Annotated in this window: 25 protein-coding genes; 11 read left to right on the plus strand and 14 right to left on the minus strand. The window is 60.9% G+C overall.

Annotated elements, in window-relative coordinates; all coding sequences use genetic code 11:
• Positions 1 to 12 precede the first annotated feature (12 nt).
• The 9 genes from J9789_RS00320 to J9789_RS00360 form a co-directional block, all read right to left on the minus strand.
• Entirely contained in the window at positions 13 to 1,299 is a 1,287-nt protein-coding gene (locus tag J9789_RS00320) for a choice-of-anchor A family protein (protein ID WP_209341212.1), read from the minus strand.
• 119 nt (positions 1,300 to 1,418) lie between these two features.
• Positions 1,419 to 1,715 (minus strand): hypothetical protein, encoded by a 297-nt coding sequence (locus J9789_RS00325; RefSeq protein ID WP_209341214.1) that lies wholly within the window; start codon positions 1,713 to 1,715, stop codon positions 1,419 to 1,421.
• 116 nt (positions 1,716 to 1,831) lie between these two features.
• Positions 1,832 to 3,601 carry a threonine--tRNA ligase gene (thrS, locus tag J9789_RS00330; protein WP_209341216.1) on the minus strand — a complete coding sequence of 590 codons (1,770 nt, stop codon included), beginning with the start codon at positions 3,599 to 3,601 and terminating at the stop codon, positions 1,832 to 1,834.
• A 722-nt stretch (positions 3,602 to 4,323) separates the two neighbouring features.
• Entirely contained in the window at positions 4,324 to 5,685 is a 1,362-nt protein-coding gene (locus J9789_RS00335) for an MFS transporter (RefSeq protein WP_209341217.1), read from the minus strand.
• Positions 5,686 to 6,235: 550 nt separating this feature from the next.
• Complete coding sequence (locus J9789_RS00340; protein ID WP_348633606.1) at positions 6,236 to 7,084, minus strand: 3-keto-5-aminohexanoate cleavage protein; 849 nt, start codon at positions 7,082 to 7,084, stop codon at positions 6,236 to 6,238.
• A 134-nt stretch (positions 7,085 to 7,218) separates the two neighbouring features.
• Positions 7,219 to 8,229, minus strand: coding sequence for a cyclase family protein (locus tag J9789_RS00345; RefSeq protein ID WP_087187580.1), 1,011 nt, complete (start codon positions 8,227 to 8,229; stop codon positions 7,219 to 7,221).
• Between the two features lie 52 nt (positions 8,230 to 8,281).
• A complete protein-coding gene (locus J9789_RS00350; RefSeq protein ID WP_209341218.1) occupies positions 8,282 to 9,211 on the minus strand; it encodes a 3-hydroxyacyl-CoA dehydrogenase NAD-binding domain-containing protein in 930 nt (309 codons plus the stop codon).
• Positions 9,212 to 9,243: 32 nt separating this feature from the next.
• Positions 9,244 to 10,053: an SDR family oxidoreductase gene (locus tag J9789_RS00355; RefSeq protein WP_204706069.1), complete on the minus strand. Its 810-nt coding sequence runs from the start codon at positions 10,051 to 10,053 to the stop codon at positions 9,244 to 9,246.
• A gap of 53 nt (positions 10,054 to 10,106) precedes the next feature.
• Complete coding sequence (locus J9789_RS00360) at positions 10,107 to 10,457, minus strand: cupin domain-containing protein (RefSeq protein ID WP_087187583.1); 351 nt, start codon at positions 10,455 to 10,457, stop codon at positions 10,107 to 10,109.
• A gap of 410 nt (positions 10,458 to 10,867) precedes the next feature.
• On the opposite strand from J9789_RS00360, the gene J9789_RS00365 reads away from it, so the two are divergent.
• The 5 genes from J9789_RS00365 (at position 10,868) to nrdG (ending at position 15,142) form a co-directional block, all read left to right on the plus strand.
• A complete protein-coding gene (locus J9789_RS00365; RefSeq protein WP_209341219.1) occupies positions 10,868 to 11,320 on the plus strand; it encodes a helix-turn-helix domain-containing protein in 453 nt (150 codons plus the stop codon).
• Between the two features lie 153 nt (positions 11,321 to 11,473).
• The gene (locus tag J9789_RS00370; RefSeq protein WP_209341221.1) at positions 11,474 to 13,396 is read left to right on the plus strand and encodes an NAD(+) synthase; all 1,923 of its coding nucleotides are present in this window, start codon (positions 11,474 to 11,476) and stop codon (positions 13,394 to 13,396) included.
• A 1-nt stretch (position 13,397) separates the two neighbouring features.
• Complete coding sequence (locus tag J9789_RS00375; RefSeq protein WP_209341223.1) at positions 13,398 to 13,994, plus strand: chromate transporter; 597 nt, start codon at positions 13,398 to 13,400, stop codon at positions 13,992 to 13,994.
• Complete coding sequence (locus J9789_RS00380) at positions 13,991 to 14,554, plus strand: chromate transporter (RefSeq protein WP_209341225.1); 564 nt, start codon at positions 13,991 to 13,993, stop codon at positions 14,552 to 14,554. The genes J9789_RS00375 and J9789_RS00380 overlap by 4 nt, the downstream gene beginning before the upstream one ends.
• Positions 14,555 to 14,614: 60 nt before the next feature.
• Complete coding sequence (nrdG, locus tag J9789_RS00385) at positions 14,615 to 15,142, plus strand: anaerobic ribonucleoside-triphosphate reductase activating protein (protein WP_209341227.1); 528 nt, start codon at positions 14,615 to 14,617, stop codon at positions 15,140 to 15,142.
• On the opposite strand, the gene J9789_RS00390 is transcribed toward nrdG, so the two are convergent.
• Positions 15,137 to 15,358 (minus strand): hypothetical protein, encoded by a 222-nt coding sequence (locus tag J9789_RS00390; protein WP_209341229.1) that lies wholly within the window; start codon positions 15,356 to 15,358, stop codon positions 15,137 to 15,139. The two genes, nrdG and J9789_RS00390, sit on opposite strands and share 6 nt — an antisense overlap.
• Before the next feature lie 68 nt (positions 15,359 to 15,426).
• On the opposite strand from J9789_RS00390, the gene J9789_RS00395 reads away from it, so the two are divergent.
• Genes J9789_RS00395 through rsmI form a run of 4 tightly spaced genes read left to right on the plus strand, consistent with a single transcriptional unit; the run spans position 15,427 to position 17,739 of the window.
• The gene (locus tag J9789_RS00395) at positions 15,427 to 15,654 is read left to right on the plus strand and encodes a helix-turn-helix transcriptional regulator (protein ID WP_245184965.1); all 228 of its coding nucleotides are present in this window, start codon (positions 15,427 to 15,429) and stop codon (positions 15,652 to 15,654) included.
• Positions 15,651 to 16,262, plus strand: a complete 612-nt coding sequence (locus tag J9789_RS00400) for a CoA pyrophosphatase (RefSeq protein WP_209341231.1) — start codon at positions 15,651 to 15,653, stop codon at positions 16,260 to 16,262. The genes J9789_RS00395 and J9789_RS00400 overlap by 4 nt, the downstream gene beginning before the upstream one ends.
• Positions 16,259 to 16,903 (plus strand): methyltransferase, encoded by a 645-nt coding sequence (locus J9789_RS00405; RefSeq protein ID WP_209341234.1) that lies wholly within the window; start codon positions 16,259 to 16,261, stop codon positions 16,901 to 16,903. Before J9789_RS00400 ends, J9789_RS00405 begins: the two co-directional genes overlap by 4 nt.
• A gap of 5 nt (positions 16,904 to 16,908) precedes the next feature.
• Entirely contained in the window at positions 16,909 to 17,739 is an 831-nt protein-coding gene (gene rsmI, locus J9789_RS00410; protein WP_209341236.1) for a 16S rRNA (cytidine(1402)-2'-O)-methyltransferase, read from the plus strand.
• A 247-nt stretch (positions 17,740 to 17,986) separates the two neighbouring features.
• On the opposite strand, the gene J9789_RS00415 is transcribed toward rsmI, so the two are convergent.
• Positions 17,987 to 18,229, minus strand: coding sequence for an AbrB/MazE/SpoVT family DNA-binding domain-containing protein (locus tag J9789_RS00415; protein WP_087336421.1), 243 nt, complete (start codon positions 18,227 to 18,229; stop codon positions 17,987 to 17,989).
• 215 nt (positions 18,230 to 18,444) lie between these two features.
• Here J9789_RS00415 and J9789_RS00420 point away from each other — a divergent pair, with 215 nt between their 5' ends.
• Positions 18,445 to 19,023: a spore maturation protein A gene (locus J9789_RS00420; protein WP_209341238.1), complete on the plus strand. Its 579-nt coding sequence runs from the start codon at positions 18,445 to 18,447 to the stop codon at positions 19,021 to 19,023.
• Positions 19,024 to 19,025: 2 nt separating this feature from the next.
• The gene (locus J9789_RS00425; RefSeq protein ID WP_209341239.1) at positions 19,026 to 19,544 is read left to right on the plus strand and encodes a nucleoside recognition domain-containing protein; all 519 of its coding nucleotides are present in this window, start codon (positions 19,026 to 19,028) and stop codon (positions 19,542 to 19,544) included.
• Between the two features lie 46 nt (positions 19,545 to 19,590).
• Here J9789_RS00425 and J9789_RS00430 read toward each other — a convergent pair whose 3' ends face one another.
• The 3 genes from J9789_RS00430 to J9789_RS00440 are packed head-to-tail and all read right to left on the minus strand — an operon-like array spanning position 19,591 to position 21,701.
• Positions 19,591 to 19,800, minus strand: a complete 210-nt coding sequence (locus J9789_RS00430; RefSeq protein WP_087336414.1) for a hypothetical protein — start codon at positions 19,798 to 19,800, stop codon at positions 19,591 to 19,593.
• Between the two features lie 49 nt (positions 19,801 to 19,849).
• Positions 19,850 to 21,040, minus strand: a complete 1,191-nt coding sequence (locus J9789_RS00435; RefSeq protein WP_209341242.1) for a nucleoside recognition domain-containing protein — start codon at positions 21,038 to 21,040, stop codon at positions 19,850 to 19,852.
• Positions 21,041 to 21,098: 58 nt separating this feature from the next.
• Positions 21,099 to 21,701, minus strand: a complete 603-nt coding sequence (locus tag J9789_RS00440; protein WP_348633607.1) for a TetR/AcrR family transcriptional regulator — start codon at positions 21,699 to 21,701, stop codon at positions 21,099 to 21,101.
• Positions 21,702 to 21,704: the final 3 nt, after the last annotated feature.

Raw genomic sequence — 21,704 nt, forward strand, 5'->3', positions numbered from 1 at the left:
GCACTTTGTTTGTCAGGGCATATCGTCACAGATGCAGGCATCAAAGAGATCCAGCTTCTGCTTGAGCACGGTTTCCAGACTGGACACCGCGTCCACCATGGATTCCACCGACTGGTTGGCCTTGAGGATGGTGTCGGCTCTGAGGTCCTCAAAGGCCAGGATCTTCTGCAGCTTCTCGCCCTCGGCGTTGAGGATATGGGACAGGGCGGTCTGCTGCAGGGCTACCGACTCAAAGAGATCGGTGATGGCCTGGCTCCGGGGGATGGGAGCCGCTGTGGTGGTGGAGGTTGTGCTGGTGGTGGAAGTGGTGGTCGTGGTGCTGGTTGTCGTCGAGGTTGTGGTGCTGCTGGTGGTACTGGTTGTCGAAGTGGTGGTACTGGTTGTCGAAGTGGTGGTGCTGGTAGTACTGGTGGTAGAACTGGTGGTGGTGCTGGTTGTGGTCGAGGTGGTACTGGAGGTGGTGGTGCTGACGGGCACCAGACAGCCGGTGGCTTCGGGCAGCTCCCCCTCAAAGAGCTCGTTGTGGCTCTCTGCGTTGCCGGCGTAGCTGTCAAAGATGATGTTGCCGTTGATCTGGCTGAAGGTGGTGGCTGCGGCGGCAAAGGGGGCCAGGACGGAGCCGTAGATGGCGGTGGTACTGTTGGACCAGGTCAGGGCCTCCGGGAAGTTCCACAGGATCTTCCGGGCGTTCTCCCGGGTGGCGGTGATGCCGTTGCGGAAGATCTGGTAGCTGCCGTACAGGATATTGGTACCCGACACATTGATAAGGATGGTGGAGCTGATGGGTGCGGTGATGTTGATGCCGTTGAGCCGAGCCAGAGACAGACCGGAGCCGTACAGGTTGGCGCTGTCCAGTTGGAAGATATTCAGAGTCTCATCGGTGCCGGTCAGGTTGAGCTGGCCGAACACCACGGTGCCGGTGCCGTTGGCCTCCAGAGAGCCCCAGTAGAGAGAGGCGCATTTCAGGTAGCTTTCCGCCTCGGCAAAGTCGATGGGCGTACCGGTGGTCAGGGCGCCGTTGGGATTGCCCATGGTGTAGTTGATCACTGTACTGGTGGGGCTGATGACGGTGTTGCCGCTGGCGTTGGAGCCGCCGGACACGTTGACGGCGCCGCCCACCACAAAGGAGGCGTCGGTGCCTGCCGGGGGAAGGGGCGTGATGCCGGCGCCCACGCCGTAGTTGCTGAGGACGGCGTTGCCGCCTACCGCTACCCGACCCTCGGCATCGGTGTTGCTCAGGCTCAGGTTTCCGAATACGAATACGTTATAGTCATTGGCAAGGCCAAAATTGATCGCCATAAAAGGTCCTCCCAAGGAAGAGTGTGAGGGTATCACATGTGCACGCCTATCCTATGCGGCGTGTTCCCCGATGGTGCCAAAAAAGCGGGGCCCCCATAAGGGAGCCCCGCCTGCGGTGCTTATTCCGGAACGACCTCTTCGGCGGGCTTGCACAGGCAGCCCTCAAAGGCGGACAGCTTGGAGTGAAGGATCATTTCCAGCCGGGACACGGCGTTGACCATGGACTCCACCGACTTGTTGGTGGCCAGCAGTACGTCGGGGGTGACGTCCTCCAGGGCGACCATCTTCTGGATCTTCTCACCCTCGGCGTTGAGGATGTGGGACAGAGCGGTCTCCTGCAGGGCCACGGACTCGATGATATCGGTGATGGCCTGGGTACGGGTGGTGTTGCTGGAGGTGATAACGGGCATTCCCATAATAGCGTATGCTCCTTCAAGTGTATTGAGCGTCTGCTCGCAGTATGCTATGCCCGCCGGATGGATTACGTGATAAAAAGAGCGCCCCGCATTGCGGGGCGCTCTTTGCGCATGTGTTACATCTTCTGCTCCAGGGACTTGGAGTCTACCTCGTCCTTGAGCTGCTGGGCGAAGCTGTCGAAGGACATGACGGTCTGCTGGCCGTGACGGTTGCGGACGGCCACGTCGCCGCTCTCGGCCTCCTTGTCGCCCACCACCAGCATGTAGGGCACCTTCTGCATCTGAGCCTCGCGGATCTTGAAGCCGATCTTCTCGCTGCGGTGATCGGTCTCCACCCGGTAGCCCAGCGCATCCAGCTTGGCGGCTACCTGGTCGGCGTACTCGGCGGCCCGGTCGGTGATGGGCAGCACCTTCACCTGCACGGGGGACAGCCAGGTGGGGAAGGCACCGGCGAAGTGCTCGGTGATGACGCCGATGAAGCGCTCGATGGAGCCCAGCACCACGCGGTGGAGCATGATGGGACGGTGCTTCTCGTTGTCGGCGCCGGTGTACTCCAGCTCGAAGCGCTCAGGCAGCTGGGAGTCCAGCTGGACGGTGCCGCACTGCCAGGTACGGCCCAGGGAGTCGGCCAGATGGAAGTCCAGCTTGGGGCCGTAGAAGGCGCCGTCGCCCTCGTTGATCTCGTACTCCTTGCCCATCTCGGTGATGGCTTCCTTCAGGATGTCCTGGTTGTGCTCCCACTGCTCCACGGTGCCGATGTGGTCCTCGGGCATGGTGGACAGCTCGATCTTGTAGGGCAGGCCAAAGACGGAGTAGACCTCGTCAAAGAGCTTGACCACGTTCTTGATCTCGTCCTTCAGCTGCTCGGGGGTCATGAAGATATGGGCGTCGTCCTGGGTGAAGCAGCGCACCCGGAACAGGCCGTGGAGGGCGCCGGACAGCTCATGGCGGTGGACCAGACCCAGCTCACCTACCCGCAGGGGCAGGTCCCGGTAGGAGTGGGGCTCGCTGGAGTAGACCAGCATGCCGCCGGGGCAGTTCATGGGCTTGACGGCGAAGTCGGTGTCGTCAATGACGGTGGTGTACATGTTGTTCTTGTAGTGGTCCCAGTGGCCGGAGCGCTCCCACAGCTGCCGGTTGAGCATCATGGGGGTGGAGATCTCCACATAGCCGTAGCGCTTGTGGACCTGACGCCAGTAGTCGATCAGGGTGTTGCGCAGCACCATGCCCTTGGGCAGGAAGAAGGGGAAGCCGGGGCCCTCGTCCCGCAGCATGAACAGGCCCAGCTCCTTGCCCAGTCTGCGGTGATCGCGGCGCTTGGCCTCCTCGATGCGCTGCAGGTAGGCGTCCAGCTCGTCCTTCTTGGGGAAGGCGATGCCGTAGATGCGCTGGAGGGTCTCACGGTTGGAGTCGCCGCGCCAGTAGGCGGCGTTGCAGGCGGTAAGCTTCAGGGCGTTGCCCTTGATGCGGCCGGTGGAGTCCAGGTGGGGACCGGCGCACAGGTCGGTGAACTCGCCCTGCTTGTAGAAGGAGATGTGGGCGTCCTCGGGCAGGTCCTGGATCAGCTCCACCTTGAAGGGCTCGCCCTTCTCCTCCATGAACTTCAGGGCCTCCTCACGGGGCAGCTCGAACCGCTCCAGCTTCAGCTTCTCCTTGCAGATCTTGCGCATCTCTGCCTCGATCTGGGTCAGGTGCTCGGGAGTGAAGGCGAAGGGGGCGTCCATGTCGTAGTACCAGCCCTCGTCAATGGAGGGGCCGATGGCCAGCTTTACTTCGGGCCACAGACGCTTGACGGCCTGGGCCATCACATGGGAGCAGGTGTGCCAATAGGTTTTGCGGTACTCGGGATTTTCAAAGGTAAACTCGTTCTTGACTTCTTCGGACATAACTAAAACCTCCTTGTAAATTGGGGCGGAGGGTAAAGAAAACGCCTCACCCCTGTTGGTCAGGGGTGAGGCGTATAAAACGTCCCACGGTTCCACCCTGCTTGCAAGTAGCGTTTGAGCCGTCGCGAGCAGCGCGGATGGACCGGAGCGAGGGCGAGGGGAGGGCCGTAGGGCCCGGACACCAGCCCGAGTCGGAGGGAAGCCGCGCGTCGCGAGCAGGCGAAACGTGATCGCTTGCCGCTTGTGACTTTCTGTAACGGGAAAGCCCCGGCCCGGTCATCCCGGGCGGCTCGGGAGTGGTACAGCCGCCGCGTGTCGTGGGTCCCTTCCACCAAAACGGGACCTTCTCTGTCCGCCGCTGTGCGGGTTCTTCTCCGTCCATGCCATTTTAACGAGGAAACTATAGCACCAAACCGCGGCCCTGTCAAGCGGCAAAGTGGACAGAAAGAGAAGGAGAAAGCAGGGAAATTGATATTTACAGTTTATTCACAATACATACACGATTTAGCCTTATTTACAGGGTATGATACAGACAGATTCAGAGATGAATCGAAACAAGAGACCATCCTCCCAAACCAATTCCTCTCTTATCCCTCTCCAACACCTTTGCAACACACACAACACACACCCAAAAAGCCCCGGCCATACGGCCGGGGCTTTTTGGTGCTTTCCGGGCAAAAAGAGAGGACCGGTAAATACCGGTCCTCTCGGATAGGCAGGTCTTACTTGCCGGGGTGAGCGGCCTTCCAGTCGCGGTTGTAGCGATGCTCGTTGACGATGAGCACCAGCACCACGTTGACCAGAGCCACGCCGGCGAACACCAGGTAAGCCATCTTGATCTGGCCACCGGTCATCTTCTGGACAACGCCGTTGACCAGGAAGCACAGAGCGGTGATAGCGCCCTGGATGGGGAAGATGACGCTGTTCACCTTATCAAAGCCCTGACGGCCGAAGATAGAGGTGGGCAGGGAGGTGGTGAAGTTGGCGGAGCCGCCGATGCCCATGGCGATCATGAACAGGGAGACATACACCAGGGGGGAGGAGCTGTCGGCAGCGCCGAAGTTGCACAGCAGGGCGATGGCATACCAGATGCCGAAGCCAACCATGGTCTTCTTGGTGCCGATCTTGTCGTCGATGATACCGATGAGCCAGGAACCGACCACGCCGCCCAGGGCCAGGATGGTCATGACGTTCATAGCGGCCTGGGGGGTGAAGCCCAGCTGAATGTTACGGGTGACCAGCTGGCTCATAACGCCCACGGAGCAGATCTGGAAGAAGCCGGTGGTGATAGCGGCCAGCCACAGCTCCTTGGTGCAGAGCAGCTTGGCGGTGGTCCAGCCGCCGTCACCCTCCACCGCGTCGGTGGTGTCGTACTCGTTCTTGTAGACCTCGTCGGACACGTTGTCGGGGTTGATGCCGCGCTCCTGGGGAGTGTTGCGGATGAAGATCATACCCAGGACGCCCAGGACGATAGCAGCGACGCCGATGGGAATGATACCGGCGGAGAAGTTCTCCTGGCCCACGTTGGCCAGCTCAGCGCCGCCAACGCTGGTAACAACAGCGGTGGGGGCGATCAGGATGGCAACCAGCTGCACATAGAAAGCGGAAGCGAAGTTGTGGCCCATGGTGGTGTAGCCCATGACCACGCCCTTCTTCTTGGGGAACCAGGTGGCAACCAGAGTACCGCCGGCCACATAACCGGCGGACATGATGCTGCCGTACACGAAGCACATAGCAATGGTGTAGACCGCAATGCTGGGAGCGTTGCAGGCCAGGATGTAAGCGATACCGGAGATGATGCAGCACACACCGGAGGTCATGCGGGCGCCAGCCTTACGGTTGATCTGGCCCACGATGATGAAGAACACCACGCCGACGATACCGGCCAGGGAGTTCATGTTCATGATGTCGCCCTGCTCCAGGCCCAGACGGAAGGCCACGTTGGGGGCGGTGATGTTAGCGCCGTCGTTGCACATACCGACGTACAGGAAGAACATCAGCAGGCAGTAGATGATGACAACCCAGCCTGCTCCGAAGTTGACGACGGAATTCTTATTGCCGTCGCGGAGGTTTTGTTTCGCCATTCATTTTCCCTCATCTCTAAATGGTTTGGATCAGGACATGTGCCGGCAAGTCCATTCCTTGTTGCAGGTATACTTTATCCAGTTAGGGGCTTTTGTGCAATCCCCACAAGTTGGTGAGTTACTAACCAAAAAGTTCATAGTGACCAGGAAGTAAGTATCCGGTTTTGTGGAACCTATCTAAAAGTATAGTTAAAAATTTGACAAACTAATGCGTGTAAATTTTGGTTTAGAAATTGAAATGATCAGTATGCACAATTTCGGGACGGAAATTTTGTCGGCTGGAAGAGGCGGGGACGCAGCGGCTGGAACAGAGGTGAAAAAACGCACAAAGGGCTGGGAAAGGACAGAAGGAACTGAGAGAGCGCTGACGGCGCACAGAACGAAAAAGAGCGGTGCGGTGTGTTAGGACAGCGGGGCAATAAAAAGCGCTCTGAGGGGCGTGTGCGGCCTCAGAACGCGAAATGGGTAAAAATACACAAAAAGACCCGCGGGAGGGACTGCCGGTTAGCGGCAGCTCCTCCCGCGGGTTTAACAGGGAAATTTGCAGCTCTTACTTCAGGCTGAGGATCTCACGGGCCTCGTCGGGAGTAGCAACCTGCTTGCCGAACTCCTCGATGACGCGGCGGGCGCGGTCCACGAACTGGACGTTGCTCTGAGCCAGCTGGCCCTTGGCGTACATGACGTTATCCTCCATGCCCACACGGATGTGGCCGCCCAGGGCCACGGCGCCGTACAGCATGGTCATGGCGGAGTGACCCACGCCGAAGCAGCTCCAGGTGGAGCCGGGGCACAGGGACTCCATGGTCTCCTTCATGAAGATCAGGTTCTTCATGGTGCCGGGGATGCCGTTGGCGCAGCCCATGCAGAACTGGAAGTGCAGGGGCCCCTTCAGCACGCCCTTCTTCAGGTAGTACTGAGCGTTGGCGATCATGCCGGGGTCAAAGGCCTCGATCTCGGGCTTGACGCCCCACTCCTGCATGTTCTTGCCCAGCTCCTCCAGGAAGGCGGGGGGGTTGAGGAACAGGGAGGTGTGCAGCCAGTTCATGGAGCCGCAGTCGTAGGAACCCATCTCGGGGCGCAGCTCCTTCAGGTGGATCTGGCGGGTCTCGTCGGTGGCGTTCAGGTCACCGGAGGTGGTCATGTTCAGGATGATGTCGCAGTCGGGGTGATTGGAACGCAGCAGCTCCACGGTCTCGCGGAACTTGTTCTTGTCCATGGTGCCCTTGCCCTGCTCGTCACGCATGTGCAGGTGGGCAACAGCGGCGCCGGCCTTCCAGCAGGCGTACACGTCCTCGGCGATCTCAGCGGGGGTCATGGGGACGTTGGGGTTGTTCTCCTTAGTGGGCCAGGCACCGGTGGTAGCCACGGTGATAATGGTCTTATTCTTCAGATCGGCCATGATCGGTCATCGTCCTTTCGAGATTAAATGAAGATACCGCATAAAGCGGCGGGCGACCGCCCGCCGCTTTACGCATGGCATGGAATGGGAAGGGAATTTAAGGGTAGTTAATAGAACAAAGAGAGGGGGAAGGATTACTTGTTGCGGTTGAACAGCTTCTGCATGTACTCCAGGCCGCTGGCGCCGTGACCATCCTCATCGGCGTAGCCGGTGCCGCCGTACTTGTAGGTGCGGTCGGGCACGGAGGGATCGATGTTCTCCTCGTCGATGTAAGCGACGCAGCGGGACATGGCGCCGTCGCCCATGTACCAACGCAGGGGGAAGCAGAAGAACTGGAACACGGTGCCGGGCTTGATCTTGTCCAGGTCGCCGCCCAGGTTCTCGACGCCCACGATGCCGTGGCCGAGCATCTCCTTGTGGCAGGGCTCCCAGGTGCCCCAAACGCCCAGGTTCTCCAGCTCGCCGAACTTCTCGTCGTAAGCGGCCTGGCCGTGGATGCGGATGTACTCGAACTTATCGAACTCGGCATAAGCCTCCTCGCCGAACAGCTCCTTGTACTCCTCAGTGATGGGCTTGCCGGTGGCGCCCAGCAGGTTCATGCGGGTCATGCCGTTGTTGCCCATGGCGGTGTGCAGGGGGTGATCCAGAGCCTGGCCGTCCATGGCCACGCACTTCACGCCGTGCTTCACGAACCACTTGCCGGCGTCAATGCCGGTGCCGATGGCGTAGTGATAGTAAGCCTTGGAGTCGTCGAACAGGCGGTGCATACCGGTGTTCAGGCACAGAACCTTGCCCTTCAGGGAAGCGGGATCCACGCCCCACTTCTTGCAGGCCTCGTCCAGGTGCTTGTCGGTGATCAGGGTCCAGGGCTCCACGTCCAGCTTCAGCACAACAGCCTCGCCGGTGTAGGCGTCGATGGGCATCTCGTGAGTGTAGCGAGCGCGACGGCCGTCGAACTCGTACTCCATGACGTGACGGGGAGCGTCGCAGTGAGTGCCGGTGTGCATGGTGCAGGTGATCTTGGAAGTCAGAACGCCGCCCTTAGCCATGGTGTGAGCGTTGGTGATCTCGGGCTTATCGAAGTAGGGCCAGCGAGGAATCTCAGCGCTGAAGGGGTGGGTCAGATCAACATAAACTTTACCCATAACAGGTGCCTCCTTAGATAATATACAAATGCTTGCGGATAGACCGGATGGCTTACTTGCCGTACAGCATCCGGATCAGATACTCGTTCAGATCGGCGTTGGACTTGGCGACCTGCTCGGGGGTCCACTTCTGGAAGCCCTCGCCGGTCTTGAAGCCGATCTTGCCTTCATCCCGCAGCTGCTTGAGCAGGGGAGAGGGCTTGTGGGAATCCTCCAGGTCCTGGAGGATGTAGTCGTGGATGTTGTAGGTCAGGTCGGTGCCCACCATGTCGGCGTTCTCCATGGGGCCCAGCTGGGGCAGACGGAGACCGAAGGAGTAGCGGACCGCCTCGTCCACGGTGGCGGCATCGGCGATGCCGTTCTCCACGATGGAGATAGCCTCACGCCACAGGGCGTGCTGCATACGGTTGGCAATGAAGCCGGGCACGTCCTTCTTGCACAGCACGGGCTTCTTGCCCACGGAGCGCAGGACCTCCATAACGGTCTGAGCAGTCTCATCGGAGGAAGCGTCAGACTTGACCACCTCCACCAGGGGGATCAGGTGGCCGGGGTTCCAGAAGTGGGTGCCCACGAAGCGCTCACGGTGCTTCAGCTCAGCGGAGATCTCGCTGGGGCTCATCACGGAGGAGTTGGTGCAGAAGATGGTGTCCTCGGCGCAGCGCTCTTCCAGCTTGGCGAAGGTCTCGCGCTTGATCTTCATGTCCTCGAACACGGCCTCGATGACGAAGTCGGCGTTCTTGACGATGTCGCTGTCCATGTCAGTGGTGAAGGAGATGCGGGAGAGGCGGTCAGCCAGCTCCTCCTCGGTGATGACACCCTTCTCCACCAGCTGTTTGGTGTTGGTGCGGATACCGGCCTCCACGTCGGTGGGGTACAGGTCGTACATGCCCACCTGGAAGTCGGGGTTGGAAGCGAACACGAAGCCGATGTTCTTGCCCATCATGCCCGCGCCGCAGATCAGGATATTCTTGATTTTCTTCATTGCGTTATGCCGTCCTTTCCGTCAAACGGAAATTACACCACCAGGTAACCGCCGGAGCAGTCGCAGTTGCTGCCGGTGATGAAGTTGGAGGCGTCGGAGGACAGGAACAGAGCGTAGCCAACGAAGTCGTCGGGCTCGCCCAGGCGGCCGATGGGCTCGCGGTTCAGGAAGTTCTTGTACACGGCGGACTCGGGATCGAACATCCACTCGGTCAGGTCGGAACGGAACACGGTGGGGCAGATGGAGTTGACGTTGATGTGGTACTTGGCGGACAGGTCGCAGGCCAGGCAGGAGACCATCAGGTCAGCGCCGCCCTTGGAGGTGCAGTAACCGGTGTAGCCGGCCATGCCGCGCTTGGAACGCTGAGAGGTCACGATGACCATCTTGCCGCGCTTGGTGTTGTCGGCCTCGTACTGAGCCACCATCTGATGGGCAACGTACTTGGTCACGATGTAAACGCTCTTGCAGTCGGCGTCCATGATGTACTGCCAGTCGGCAACGGACTGCTCCAGCACGTTCTGGGGCTTGTTGTAGCCGTGGGAGACAGCCAGGATGTCGATGCAGCCGTACTGAGCCACGCAGGCCTTCACCAGAGCGTCCACATCCTCCTCCTTGGCGGGATCGGCCACGAAGTAGGCGCAGTCAATGCCCTCAGCCTTGAACTCGTCCTCCAGAGCCTTCAGCTTGGCGTCGTTACGGCCGGTCATGAAGACCTTGGCGCCGGCGTAGCCGTAAGCCTTAGCCAGAACGCAGCCCAGAGCGCCGGTAGCGCCGGTAACCAGGGCAACCTTGCCCTTGACGGAGAACATATTCTCAACGAAATCCTTTTTCACGGGAACCATGATGATTTCCTCCTTATGTTAATGAATGGTCAAATGGCTGGTCGCAGGCCCAATTAGGCGTTGGGGTAGTTGATGATGACCAGCATACGGGCGGGCAGGTTGCTCTCGTTCTTCAGACCGCGGCCCTCGTTGGGGGGGAAGGAGATGGACTCGTTCTTGTGGATGACGTACTTCTTGCCGTCCTTATCGGTGACGGTCATCTCGCCCTCCAGCACGTAGTAGACCTTCTCCAGCGGGTTGTCCTCGTAAGCCCACTCAGCACCGCCGCCGGGCAGGAAGGTGGAAACGCCAACCCAGAACTTCTCAGCACCGGTCTCTTCCTTGCCGTGAATGCGCATGGCGACGCAGCCGAAGTGGCCGGCGGCCTCATAAGTCTTGAGCTCCTCAACAGTACGCTTAACCATTTGAAATCCGCTCCTTTAATTGTTTTTAGGTGTGTTTTGTGTCTTTGCCAGGCCCCGTTGGCCTCAGCACTTTGTCTGGTTATAGTGTAGTCACGGAGCGGGTTTTGTGCAATACACACAATTATGTAAGTAGGTAACTTGACGGTTTGCACCCACCAGAAGGTAAGTATCACAAAATTGTAGAAAACGCCTAAAGTAAGGGGGTGAAAATGTACAAAAAGAATGAAATAAAGCATAAAATTTGAGGGGTTTGTTGAAACTATACAATTTCTTTGTTAAAATTTTGGCATAGCTGACGCGGAAGTATGGTTCCCCACCTTGTAGGGAATGGGGCTGCTGTGGTATCATTGATAGCGGAGGGCGGACAAGCCCCCCATGCGTAAATCTGGGAGAGAAAGAGGTAACTGCTTGTGTGGAACGATCATTTTGACACACCGACAAATCCCTACCACTATGTGCTGCACTGCATCGGCGGGAAGTGGAAGATGACCATCCTCCATGAGATCCACACCTACGGGAGCATTCGCTTCAACCAGACGTTGAAGGCTCTGCCCATTTCAGAGAAGGTGTTCAGCCAGCAATTGAGGGAGCTGGTGGAGGCGGGACTCATTCGCCGCATCTCCTATGACACCATCCCGCCCAAGGTGGAGTATGTGCTCACCTCCAGTGGAGAGCAGCTCATCCCTGCACTGGACGCGCTCTATATCTGGAGCATCCGGCAGATGGACGAGCGGGGCATCCCCATCGACTCCGACGCCTTTGTAGTCCACACCTCCAGCAAGTACACCGAGGAGCTTGAGGACATCATGAAGGCCAATGACTTTGAACCGGGCCGCACCCGCCAGCGGCGGGACCGGGATTGAGGCGGCACTATGTCAGGAAAGACCCTGCCGGGACCGGCTTTGCCGGTTTCCGGCGGGGTTTTGCTCTTCCCGGCCGGACCGCCGTTGCAATATGGTCCGGTTTGGGGTATCATATTCGCTAGAAAAAGATCCTGAGCAAAGGAGGCGCGTGATATGCGCGATGGATTTGTCAAGGTAGCCGCCGGTACCCCCAAGATCCGGGTGGCCGACTGCCGTTATAATGCGGAACAGATCTTTACTCTCATGCGGGAGGCGGATAAGCAGGGCGTCAAGGTACTGGCTCTGCCTGAGCTGTGCCTTACCGGCTACACCTGCGCCGACCTGTTCCTTCAGCCCACCCTGCTGAGAGGGGCGGAGGAGGGCCTGGCCACCATTCTGGAGGCCACCAAGAATCTGGACATGGTGGCGGCTGTCGGCCTGCCCGTATGGAACAAATGGGACAACAAACTGTATAATTGCGCTGCTGTGATACAGAGCGGAGAGATTTTGGGCCTGGTACCCAAGACCTATCTGCCCAACTATGGGGAGTTCTATGAGCAGCGGTGGTTCGCCTCCGGGGCGGGAGTGGAGACCACCATTCCCCTGTGCGGGCAGGATGTCTCCCTGTCGGACGGCGACCTGTTTGCCTGCAACGATATGCCCAATCTGGTGATCGGTGTGGAGATCTGCGAGGACCTGTGGGCTCCCGAGCCCCCCTCCATCCACCTGGCCCGGTCGGGCGCCACCCTGATCCTGAACCTGTCCGCCTCCAACGAGCTGGCGGGTAAGGCGGCCTATCGCCGGGGCCTGGTGTCCGGCCAGAGCGGACGGCTGGTGTGCGGCTATGTGTACGCCAACGCCGGAGAGGGCGAGTCCACCACCGATCTGGTGTTTGCCGGCCACAACATCGTGGCGGAAAACGGAACCATTCTGGCCGAGCGGCGGTTTGCCACTGGCCTCACCATCAGCGAGATCGACGTGGACCGGCTGGTCTACGAGCGGCAGCGGATGAATACCTATCGGGCCGACCCCAGCCGGGAGTGCTGGCGGGCCACCTTTGATCTGGACCTGACTGACACCCGGCTCACCCGCCCGGTGTCCCCCACGCCTTTCGTGCCCCAGGACCAGAACGACCGGGCCGAGCGGTGCAACGAGATCCTGTACACTGCCGCCCTGGGTCTGAAGAAGCGGCTGGAGCACACCCACGCCAAGACGGCGGTGGTGGGCCTGTCCGGCGGCCTGGACTCCACTCTGGCGGTGCTCATCACCGCGGTATCCATGGAGATGCTGGACCGGCCGGCCAGCGATATCATCGCGGTGACCATGCCCTGCTTCGGCACCACCGACCGCACCAAGTCCAACGCGGTGCTGCTGGCCGAGCGGCTGGGCTGCACCCTCAAGACCATCGACATCGGGGAGGCGGTGCGCCGCCACTTCAAGGACATCGGCCAGTCCATGGAGGATCACGATGTCACCTTTGAGAACGGCCAGGCCAGAGAGCGTACCCAGGTACTGATGGACATTGCCAACCAGACCGGCGGCCTGGTCATCGGCACCGGCGACCTCTCCGAGCTGGCCCTGGGCTGGTGTACCTACAACGGCGACCACATGAGCAACTATGCCGTCAACGCCGGTATCCCCAAGACCCTGGTGCGCCATCTGGTCAGCTTCATCTCCGACGACAAGGAGGCGGAGGACCCCCAGCTGTCCACCGTGCTGGCCGACATTCTGGATACTCCCGTGTCCCCCGAGCTGCTGCCCGCCATCGAGGGCCAGATCGCCCAGAAGACGGAGGATCTGGTGGGCCCCTACGAGCTCCACGATTTCTACCTCTATTACGCCATCCGCTGGGGCTTCTCCCCCAAAAAGGTGCTGCGTCTGGCGGAGCAGGCTATGGGCAAGCGATATGACCGGGCTACTCTCCTCAAGTGGCTGAAGAACTTCTACCGCCGGTTCTTCTCCCAGCAGTTCAAGCGCTCCTGCCTGCCCGACGGCCCAAAGGTGGGCTCGGTGGCACTCAGCCCCCGGGGCGACTGGCGCATGCCGTCCGATGCTGTGGTCTCCCTGTGGATGGAGGAACTGGAGGGACTGGAGTAACGTGAACCTCTACTGGAAACTATTTTGGCTCTTTGCCCGGGTAGGCGCCTGCACCTTCGGCGGCGGCTACGCCATGCTGCCCATCCTCCAGCGGGAGCTGGTGGAGAAGCGAGGCTGGGTGCAGGAGGAGGAGCTAACCGACTACTTCGCCATCGGCCAGTGTACCCCCGGCGTCATTGCCGTCAATACCGCCACTTTTGTGGGCCATAAACTGGCCGGCGGTGTGGGAGGCGTGGTAGCCACCCTGGGCGTGGTCTTCCCCTCCATCGTTATCATCATGGTCATCGCCGCCTTTTTGCAGAACTTTGCAGAGCTGCCGGTGGTGGTTCATGCCTTCAACGGTGTGCGGGCCTGTGTGTGCGCACTCATCCTGTCCAGCGTGCTCAAGCTGCGCAAGAGTACCATGGTGGATGTGCCCACCGTACTCATCTTTATGGTGGTGGTTGTGCTGGCGGTGGTGGGCAACTTTGTCACCTTCCCTGCGGGGACCACGCTGGCGGCAGTAATGGGCTTTGTCACCTCCCCCATCATCCTGGTGGTGGCGGCGGGCGTTACCGGACTGTGTGTCCGGGCCGCCAAAGGAGGGCTGAAGAAATGAGTTATCTCCAGCTCTTTTATGAGTTCTTCAAGACTGGCCTGTTTGCCATCGGCGGCGGACTGGCCACCATCCCCTTCCTTACTGATATGGGCACCCGCACCGGCTGGTTCACCGCCGGTGATCTGGCCAATATGATCGCCGTCTCCGAGTCCACCCCCGGCCCCATGGGGGTGAATATGGCTACCTATGTGGGCTTCCACATCGGCGGCATTCTGGGCGGCGTCATCGCCACGTTAGGACTGATCTGCCCCTCCATCATCGTCATCTTGATCGTGGCCGGATTTTTGAAAAAATTCCGGGAGAGCCGGGGGGTGGACGCGGTGTTTTACGGTATCCGCCCCGCCTCTACCGCCCTCATTGCTGCGGCTCTCATGGAGGTGTGCGCCATTGCCCTCATCAACACCAGCGCCGCCTTTGGCACGGCGGAGTTTTTCCACTGGAAGGGCATCCTGCTGGCGGTGGCAGTCTTTGTCTGCCTCCAGATCAAGCCCCTGAAAAAGCTCCATCCCATCGTGTTCATCGCCGCCTCGGCGGTGGTGGGCGTGCTGTTCCAATTTTAAACTGAAACGGAAGAGGGGGCTGCTGCACCGCAGCAGCCCCCTCTTTACAGGAGAAATGGTATGCGTATTGCCAATGTCGTGTCCGACTCCATCGTGGACGGCCCCGGCCTGCGGTTCACCGTCTTTACCCAGGGCTGTCCCCATCACTGCCCCGGCTGCCATAACCCCGATACCCACGACCCTGCCGGAGGCCGGGAGGCCACGGTGGAGGAGCTGGCGGAGCAGATGCTATCCAATCCCCTCACCGACGGGCTCACCCTATCGGGCGGGGAGCCTTTTGACCAGGCAAGGGAGTGCGCCGCCCTGGCGGCCCGGGCCAAAGAGCACGGCCTCAATGTGTGGGCCTATACCGGTTACTGCTACGAAACCCTGCTGGAGCAGGGAAAGCCCGATGTGCTGGCCCTGCTGGAGCAGGTGGATGTGCTGGTGGATGGGCCCTTTGTGGAAAAGCTCAAGTCCTACGACGCTCTCTTCCGGGGGAGCACCAATCAGCGGCTCATCGACGTGCCCAAAAGCCAGACGTCGGGAACGGTGGTGCTGTGGAGCCGGCCCGACCCGCTGGCCCACTTTACCCGGCCGGAGTCATAGGACCCCGCTCTGGCGCAGTCCGGCCCCGGTGCGTACCCCCAGCAGAAAGGCGTGGGCAGCGGCGAAGGCCACCACCGCGTCCACATCCTTTTGGGTCTCCTCGGTCTGGCTGCCCTCGCACAGGGAATGGCGGAAAGTATCCCCATCGTCCCTGGGCTGGCGGTCCAGGTAGGGCCTGATGTATCCTTCATAGAGGAAGGAAAGGAAATCGCTCACAACACCACCTCCAATGTCGTGTCAATTATACACCACATAAAATGTCATGTCAAGGGGGCGCTGCCGATATGGAAAAAATCATGGAGCCCTTTGGTAACCGGCTCAAAGAGCTGCGAAAGGGAAAGCATCTGACCCAGGTGGAAATGGCACAACTGCTGGACTGTACCGACCGGCACTATCAGCGGATGGAGTACGGGTATATCAACGTGCCGTCTCTGACGCTGATTCGTTTGGCCGACTATTTCGGGGTGACCACCGACTACCTGCTGGGGCGGACGGAAGGGACCGAAGTATGACCCTGGCCGATTTTCGGGCCCGCTGGGCGGGCCATGTGCCTGAAATACAGGATGTGAAGCAGGAATGCGCCGTGCTGGTCCCTCTGGTGGAGGGACCGGAGGGGCTGAGCCTGCTCTTTGAGGTGCGCGCCTCCACCCTGGCCCACCAGCCGGGGGAGGTGTGCTTCCCTGGCGGCAAGGTGGAGCCGGGAGAATCTCCCCAGGACTGCGCCCTGCGGGAGACCTTTGAGGAGCTGGCCATCCCCACCGGTGAGGTGGAGGTCATATCCCCCCTGGACCTGCTGGTGCAGCAGGGCAAGTTTGTGATGCATCCCTTTCTGGGCGTTGTGAGCCCGGCGGGACTGGCCGCCATGCGCCCCAGCCCCGCCGAGGTGGACAGCACCTTCCTGGTACCGGTGGAGTGGCTCAAGGCCCACCCGCCGGAGGTCTATTCCTATGAATTGCAGCCTCAGGTAGGGGCGGATTTCCCCTATGACCGCATCGGTTTCCCCAACGGCTACCGCTGGCGCAGCGGGGAGTCCAGCGTGCCTGTCTACCCCTGGCCGGACCGGCCCATCTGGGGCCTCACCGGCCGCATCGTCCGCCACCTGATGGAGGAGACGGTATGAGAGGGCCGGAACAGCTGGGCCCCTATCGCTACGAGCAGTCGGACGTCTGTTTCCCCCTGGGGCAGGACAGCCTGGCTCTGGCCGAATTTGCCACCCTGCGGCGGGGGGACAAGGTGTGCGACCTGGGCTGCGGGGCGGGAGCCCTGCTTTTGCTGTTGGCCGGACGACAATCCACATTGGAGCTGTCCGGTGTGGAAATTTCCCCTGAGGACAGCGCCCTGGCCCGCAAAAATCTGGCGGAAAACGGCCTGACGGGGGAAATTTACACCGGTGACGTCCGGCGGGTGTGCAAAACCCTTCCGGCGGGGGGCTTCTCCCTGGTGGTCTCCAACCCGCCCTACTTCCGAGCGGGCAGCGGGGGAGACGGCGGGGCGGCCCGCATGGAGGAGGCCACTCTGACCGACTGGTGCGCCGCCGCCGGACGGCTGGTGAAAAACGGCGGGCGGTTCGCCCTGGTCCACCGGCCGGAGCGGCTGGCGGAGCTCTTTGCCGCCCTTCAGCACAGCGGGCTGGAGCCCAAGCGGCTCCAGCTGATCCAGCACAAGGAAGATACGCCCCCCTCCGCCGTTCTGGTAGAGGCGGTGCGGCAGGGCAGGCTGGGCCTGGAGGTCTTGCCTGTACGACTGATGAACCGGAGGTAACCACTATGGCCGGAATCTTATATCTGGTACCCACCCCTATCGGCAATCTGGGGGACATTTCCCAGCGGATGGCGGACACCCTGGAGGCGGTGGACTTTATCGCCGCCGAGGACACCCGGGTGTCCCTCAAGCTGCTCAATCACCTGGGGCTGAAAAAGCCCATGATCTCCTACTACCGCCACAACACCGAAGCGGGAGGCCAGGCGGTGCTGGGCCGCCTGCTGGCTGGGGAGAGCTGCGCCCTGGTCACCGACGCAGGTACCCCGGCGGTTTCCGACCCCGGCGAGGACCTGGTGCGGCTGTGCGCCCAGAGCGGGGTGGAGGTGGTGGCCATCCCCGGCCCCTGCGCCCTCATTACCGCGCTGTCGGTGTCCGGCCTGCCCACCGGCCGCTTCACCTTTGAGGGTTTCCTGGCCATGAACAAGAAAAACCGCCGGGCCCACCTGGAGGAGCTGCGGCAGGAGCAGCGGACCATGATCTTCTATGAGGCCCCCCACAAGCTGACCGCCACCCTGGCCGACCTGGCGGAGGCCTTTGGACCGGACCGGCGGATCTCCCTGTGTCGGGAGCTGACTAAGCTCCATGAGGAGGTGCGCCGCACCACCCTGGGGGAGGCTATGACCTGGTACGAGGCCAATCCGCCCCGAGGTGAGTTCGTCCTGGTGGTGGAGGGTGCCGCCGAGAATGCCAAGGAGGCTCCCACCCTGGAGCAGGGGCTGGAGCGGGTGGCCCAGCTGCGGGCCGAGGGGTTGTCCCTGAAAGATGCCGCTCGGCAGGCCGCCAAGGAGACCGGCTTGCCTAAGAATGAGCTCTACAGCAGGGCTATGAATGAATAAACACTGTTATCCTAATGAGCATAATTGAATATTACAAACCGTATATTTTCGGCCTGTTTCGAAAAGGTCGAAACTGTAAAAAAACGGTCGATTCGCCGGGAAAACAGGGAAAAAGATGGGAAAAAACAGCACAAAATTGAAATATTCTTTTAACCCGTGTTAATTGCATAATTATTAGCAAATTTAGCAAAAGAAAGGGACTCCCCCTGCAATATGCAGGAGGAGTCCCGATTTTTTTCTGCTTGGGTTACTTCAGCTGGAGCTCACGGATGCAGTTGGTGCAAACGTTTTTGCCCTTAAAGTTGACCACATCCTTAGCATCATCGCAGAAAATGCAGGCGGGCTGATACTTTTTCAGCACAATGGAGGCGCCGTCCACATAAATCTCCAGAGAATCTTTCTCCGCGATATCCAGCGTGCGGCGAAGCTCGATGGGCAGGACGATGCGGCCCAGCTCATCTACTTTGCGTACGATCCCAGTTGACTTCATAAGTGTTACTTCCTTTCCCTATTAGCTTCCAATTATTCCCCTCATTAACTAGAAACTGACACAATTATAACACAACGTATTGCCCTGTCAAGCAATGTTACAAAATCTTCATATATTATCTGCCATTTTTCGCCTCGAAATTGGGTATCTTTTCCGAAGCTGGATCGTATAGATAGCCCGATCTGGAAATTCGGACGGAGAAAGGGGCGGAGCGCATGGCAATGGCGGCGATCTGGACGGGGATGGTGGTGATTTCCATCCTGTGCGGGCTGGCCACCGGCAACGGGGCGGCGGTGGGAGCGGCGGCTCTGGAGGGAGCCGGGGCGGCGGTGGACCTGTGCCTGGCTATGGCGGGGGTGCTCTGCCTGTGGATGGGGGTTATGGAGATCATGAAGCGCTCTGGCCTGTCCGCCGGTCTGTCCAAGCTGCTGCGCCCCCTGCTGGGCAGGCTCTACCCGGACTTTGCCCGGGACCGGGAAGTGATGGACAGCATCTCCGCCAACGTGTCGGCCAACCTGCTGGGGCTGGGCAACGCGGCCACTCCCCTGGGCATCCAGGCGGCCCGGCAGATGAGCCGCCGCACCCCGGGGGTGGCCTCCGACTCCCTGTGTATGCTGGTGGTGTGCAACACCGCCTCCATCCAGCTCATCCCCACCACCGTGGCGGGGGTGCGGCTGGCCGCCGGGTGTGAGACCCCCTTTGACATTCTGCCGGCGGTGTGGCTGGCCTCCGCCCTGTCGGTGTGCGTGGGCATTGTGGCGGCCAAGCTGCTGTCCAAGCTGTGGAGGGATTGACCATGGGGACCTTTTTTACCATGCTGGTGCCCATCATCATCGGGACCGTGGCCCTATGGGGCATGGTGCGGAAGGTGGACGTGTACAGCGCCCTTATCTCCGGCGCCGAGGAGGGGCTGGGGGTGCTCATCCGCATCGTACCCGCTCTGGTGGGTCTGCTGACAGCGGTGTATATGCTGCGGGCCTCCGGGGCCCTGGAGCTGGCGGCGGAGGCCCTGGCCCCGGTGCTCACCGCCGTAGGCATCCCGCCGGAGACGGTGGCCCTGATGCTGGTGCGGCCCATCAGCGGCTCCGCCGCCCTGGGGGTGGGAGCGGAGCTCATCTCCACCTACGGTCCGGACTCGGCCATCGGCCGCACCGCCGCCGTCATGCTGGGCTCCACTGAAACCACCTTTTACACCATTGCCGTCTACTTCGGCGCGGCGGGCATCGTCAAGACCCGCTACGCCGTGCCCGCCGCCCTGTGCGCCGATCTGGCCGGCTTTCTGGCCGCCGCTTGGGCGGTGCGGCTAATCTTCTGAGGAGAACAAAAGGAGGCCCGCTGCATTTGCAGCGGGCCTCCTTTTGTTATAGTGTAAAATCCTCGTCCTTTAGCTTGCCCAGATCCAGGGACACCGGCGGAGTGGGCACCCGCTTCAGCGGGTCGTACCGGAAGGAGCGGCAGCTGCCTCCGGGGGAGACCACGCCCTTCTTGACGCAGAGGACCTGCTCCTCATCCAACTTGGTACCGCGCTGGCAGTAGCAGCAGCGAGGCTCAATGTCTTTTTGGAACAGCATACGATCCCTCCTCTTCTCTTAGGTCACACGGAAAATTTCGTGCCTAATATTATATCACGCTTTTCCGGCGTTTGCCAAGGCCTTTTCGTGAGCCCAGGGCGGCTGCCAGCAGGAAACCCAGGAAGATGAGCCAGGCGGCCAGGATGGAGACGGTGAGGGCACTGTGAAATTCCATACCGGCGATGCCGGCCACCTGATCGGCCAGGTAGTTGGAGACAGGGGCGTTGAGAGGGACAAAGCGGACCAGAACCCCCACGAAGAGAGCGGAGAGAAAGCCGTGGAGCAACTTGCCGACCAGGTAGGTGCCCACCGACAGGCCGCTGCCTCCGATGAAAGAGAGCACCTGGCAGTGGACCGACACACCGGCCCATCCCAGCATGAAGGCGGCCATGGTGAGCCGCCCGCTGAGGGCGCCCCCCTCCGACAGGGTGGACACCCCAGAGGAGATCTCCAACGCACCGGTGAGCAGCCGCTGGGCCCACTCCGGGGTCAGGCCGAAGGGGGCCAGCACCGTGCCCAGCACCTGGGCCAGGCCGGGCAGGAAGCCGGAGCGGATGAGCAGCTGGATGACCACCGTGAAAAATACCACGAAGGCACAGATATTTAAGGTGGAGAGAAAGGCGTTTTTCACCGAGCCGGTAAAGGCGGTGGAAAAGCGCTGGGCCTGGAACTGGGGGGAGGAGCGGTGGGTTTTGCCCTTACCGCAGTCCTCACCGGCCTTGTAGAACCGGAAGAGCAGTCCCACGCACACCGAGGCCAGGGCGTGAGCCAGATAGAGGGCCACCCCCACGGTGCTGCTGGCGAAAATACCTGCCCCCACCACCCCCAGGATAAAGGCGGGGCCGGAGTTGTTGCAGAAGGCCAGCAGCCGCTCTGCCTCGGTGCGGGTGCACATCCCCCGCTCATACAGGTTGATGGCGGTCTTGGCCCCCACCGGGTAGCCCCCCACAAAGCCCAGGGCGAAGGCGGAGGCACAGGCGCCGCTGACATGGAAGAGGGGGCGCATGACCCCCTCCAGCAGTCGGCCCAGGTAGCGGGCCAGCCCCAGCTCCACCACCAGGGAGGAGAGTACAAAGAAGGGGAACAGGGATGGGATAATTACGTTATAGCACAGCTGGAGGCCGGTCCGGGCCGCCTCCATGGATGGCTTGGGGTAGAGCATCAGCGCCAATGTGGCGCACAACAGGACAAGGCCCAGAATGAAATCGCGGACTCGGGCCTTGGATAGCAGCTGGGACATGGCACACACCTCCTTCACAGATGGGTATGCGCCATGGGGAAAAAAGTTGCCTGTCCCCTCAGCCGCCGGTGCGGAACACCTGGCTGAACAGGGTGTAGTCCTGTTCCAAACGGGACAGCAGCTGGTAGGAGCCCCGGTGGAGGGTCCAGTCGATGACCACACCCCGGAAGTGCCGCAGCAGGAAGTCTGCGGTCCACTCCGCCGACCAGCCGGGCAGCAGCCCGCCCTCGGCCTCCGCCTGCCCCAGACAATTTGCCATGGCCCGCAGGGTGAACCGGCTGGAGTCCATGGAGGAGGTGTCGTCGGGGGAATCCAGCCGCCGTTGATAGTAGCGGGCCACCAGCTCCCAGCCCAGGTTTTCCAGGAACTGCGCGTAGTTGGTCATCAACCGCCACAGCCGTTGGGCGGGAGGCTCGTCCTCATGGCCGGCCAGGGCCTGCTCCAGGTAGGTGTCCAGAGGGGCAAAGCCCCGGGAGAGCAGGTCCTCCTTGGAGCGGAAGTGGTGGTAAAAGGCACCGGTGGTGATCCCGGCCTGCTGGCAGATCTCCCGGATGGAGACCTTGTCAAAGCTCTGCTTGCGGGACAAGTCCATGGCGGCCTGCAGAATAGCCTGTTCGGTCTGTTTGGCCTGCTCTTTTCTACGGGTACGATAGTCCTCCACGCG

Origin of the sequence: Flavonifractor sp. AGMB03687 (genome assembly GCF_017811815.1) — a bacterium.
Lineage (GTDB): Bacteria > Bacillota > Clostridia > Oscillospirales > Oscillospiraceae > Flavonifractor.

Coding starts and splice junctions, on each gene's coding strand:
- J9789_RS00320 (WP_209341212.1), bottom strand. CDS start 1,299: ATGGCGATCAATTTTGGCCTTGCCAATGACTATAACGTATTCGTATTC.
- J9789_RS00325 (WP_209341214.1), bottom strand. CDS start 1,715: ATGGGAATGCCCGTTATCACCTCCAGCAACACCACCCGTACCCAGGCC.
- thrS (WP_209341216.1), bottom strand. CDS start 3,601: ATGTCCGAAGAAGTCAAGAACGAGTTTACCTTTGAAAATCCCGAGTAC.
- J9789_RS00335 (WP_209341217.1), bottom strand. CDS start 5,685: ATGGCGAAACAAAACCTCCGCGACGGCAATAAGAATTCCGTCGTCAAC.
- J9789_RS00340 (WP_348633606.1), bottom strand. CDS start 7,084: ATGGCCGATCTGAAGAATAAGACCATTATCACCGTGGCTACCACCGGT.
- J9789_RS00345 (WP_087187580.1), bottom strand. CDS start 8,229: ATGGGTAAAGTTTATGTTGATCTGACCCACCCCTTCAGCGCTGAGATT.
- J9789_RS00350 (WP_209341218.1), bottom strand. CDS start 9,211: ATGAAGAAAATCAAGAATATCCTGATCTGCGGCGCGGGCATGATGGGC.
- J9789_RS00355 (WP_204706069.1), bottom strand. CDS start 10,053: ATGGTTCCCGTGAAAAAGGATTTCGTTGAGAATATGTTCTCCGTCAAG.
- J9789_RS00360 (WP_087187583.1), bottom strand. CDS start 10,457: ATGGTTAAGCGTACTGTTGAGGAGCTCAAGACTTATGAGGCCGCCGGC.
- J9789_RS00370 (WP_209341221.1), top strand. CDS start 11,474: ATGCGCGATGGATTTGTCAAGGTAGCCGCCGGTACCCCCAAGATCCGG.
- J9789_RS00380 (WP_209341225.1), top strand. CDS start 13,991: ATGAGTTATCTCCAGCTCTTTTATGAGTTCTTCAAGACTGGCCTGTTT.
- nrdG (WP_209341227.1), top strand. CDS start 14,615: ATGCGTATTGCCAATGTCGTGTCCGACTCCATCGTGGACGGCCCCGGC.
- J9789_RS00395 (WP_245184965.1), top strand. CDS start 15,427: ATGGAAAAAATCATGGAGCCCTTTGGTAACCGGCTCAAAGAGCTGCGA.
- J9789_RS00400 (WP_209341231.1), top strand. CDS start 15,651: ATGACCCTGGCCGATTTTCGGGCCCGCTGGGCGGGCCATGTGCCTGAA.
- J9789_RS00405 (WP_209341234.1), top strand. CDS start 16,259: ATGAGAGGGCCGGAACAGCTGGGCCCCTATCGCTACGAGCAGTCGGAC.
- rsmI (WP_209341236.1), top strand. CDS start 16,909: ATGGCCGGAATCTTATATCTGGTACCCACCCCTATCGGCAATCTGGGG.
- J9789_RS00415 (WP_087336421.1), bottom strand. CDS start 18,229: ATGAAGTCAACTGGGATCGTACGCAAAGTAGATGAGCTGGGCCGCATC.
- J9789_RS00420 (WP_209341238.1), top strand. CDS start 18,445: ATGGCAATGGCGGCGATCTGGACGGGGATGGTGGTGATTTCCATCCTG.
- J9789_RS00425 (WP_209341239.1), top strand. CDS start 19,026: ATGGGGACCTTTTTTACCATGCTGGTGCCCATCATCATCGGGACCGTG.
- J9789_RS00430 (WP_087336414.1), bottom strand. CDS start 19,800: ATGCTGTTCCAAAAAGACATTGAGCCTCGCTGCTGCTACTGCCAGCGC.
- J9789_RS00435 (WP_209341242.1), bottom strand. CDS start 21,040: ATGTCCCAGCTGCTATCCAAGGCCCGAGTCCGCGATTTCATTCTGGGC.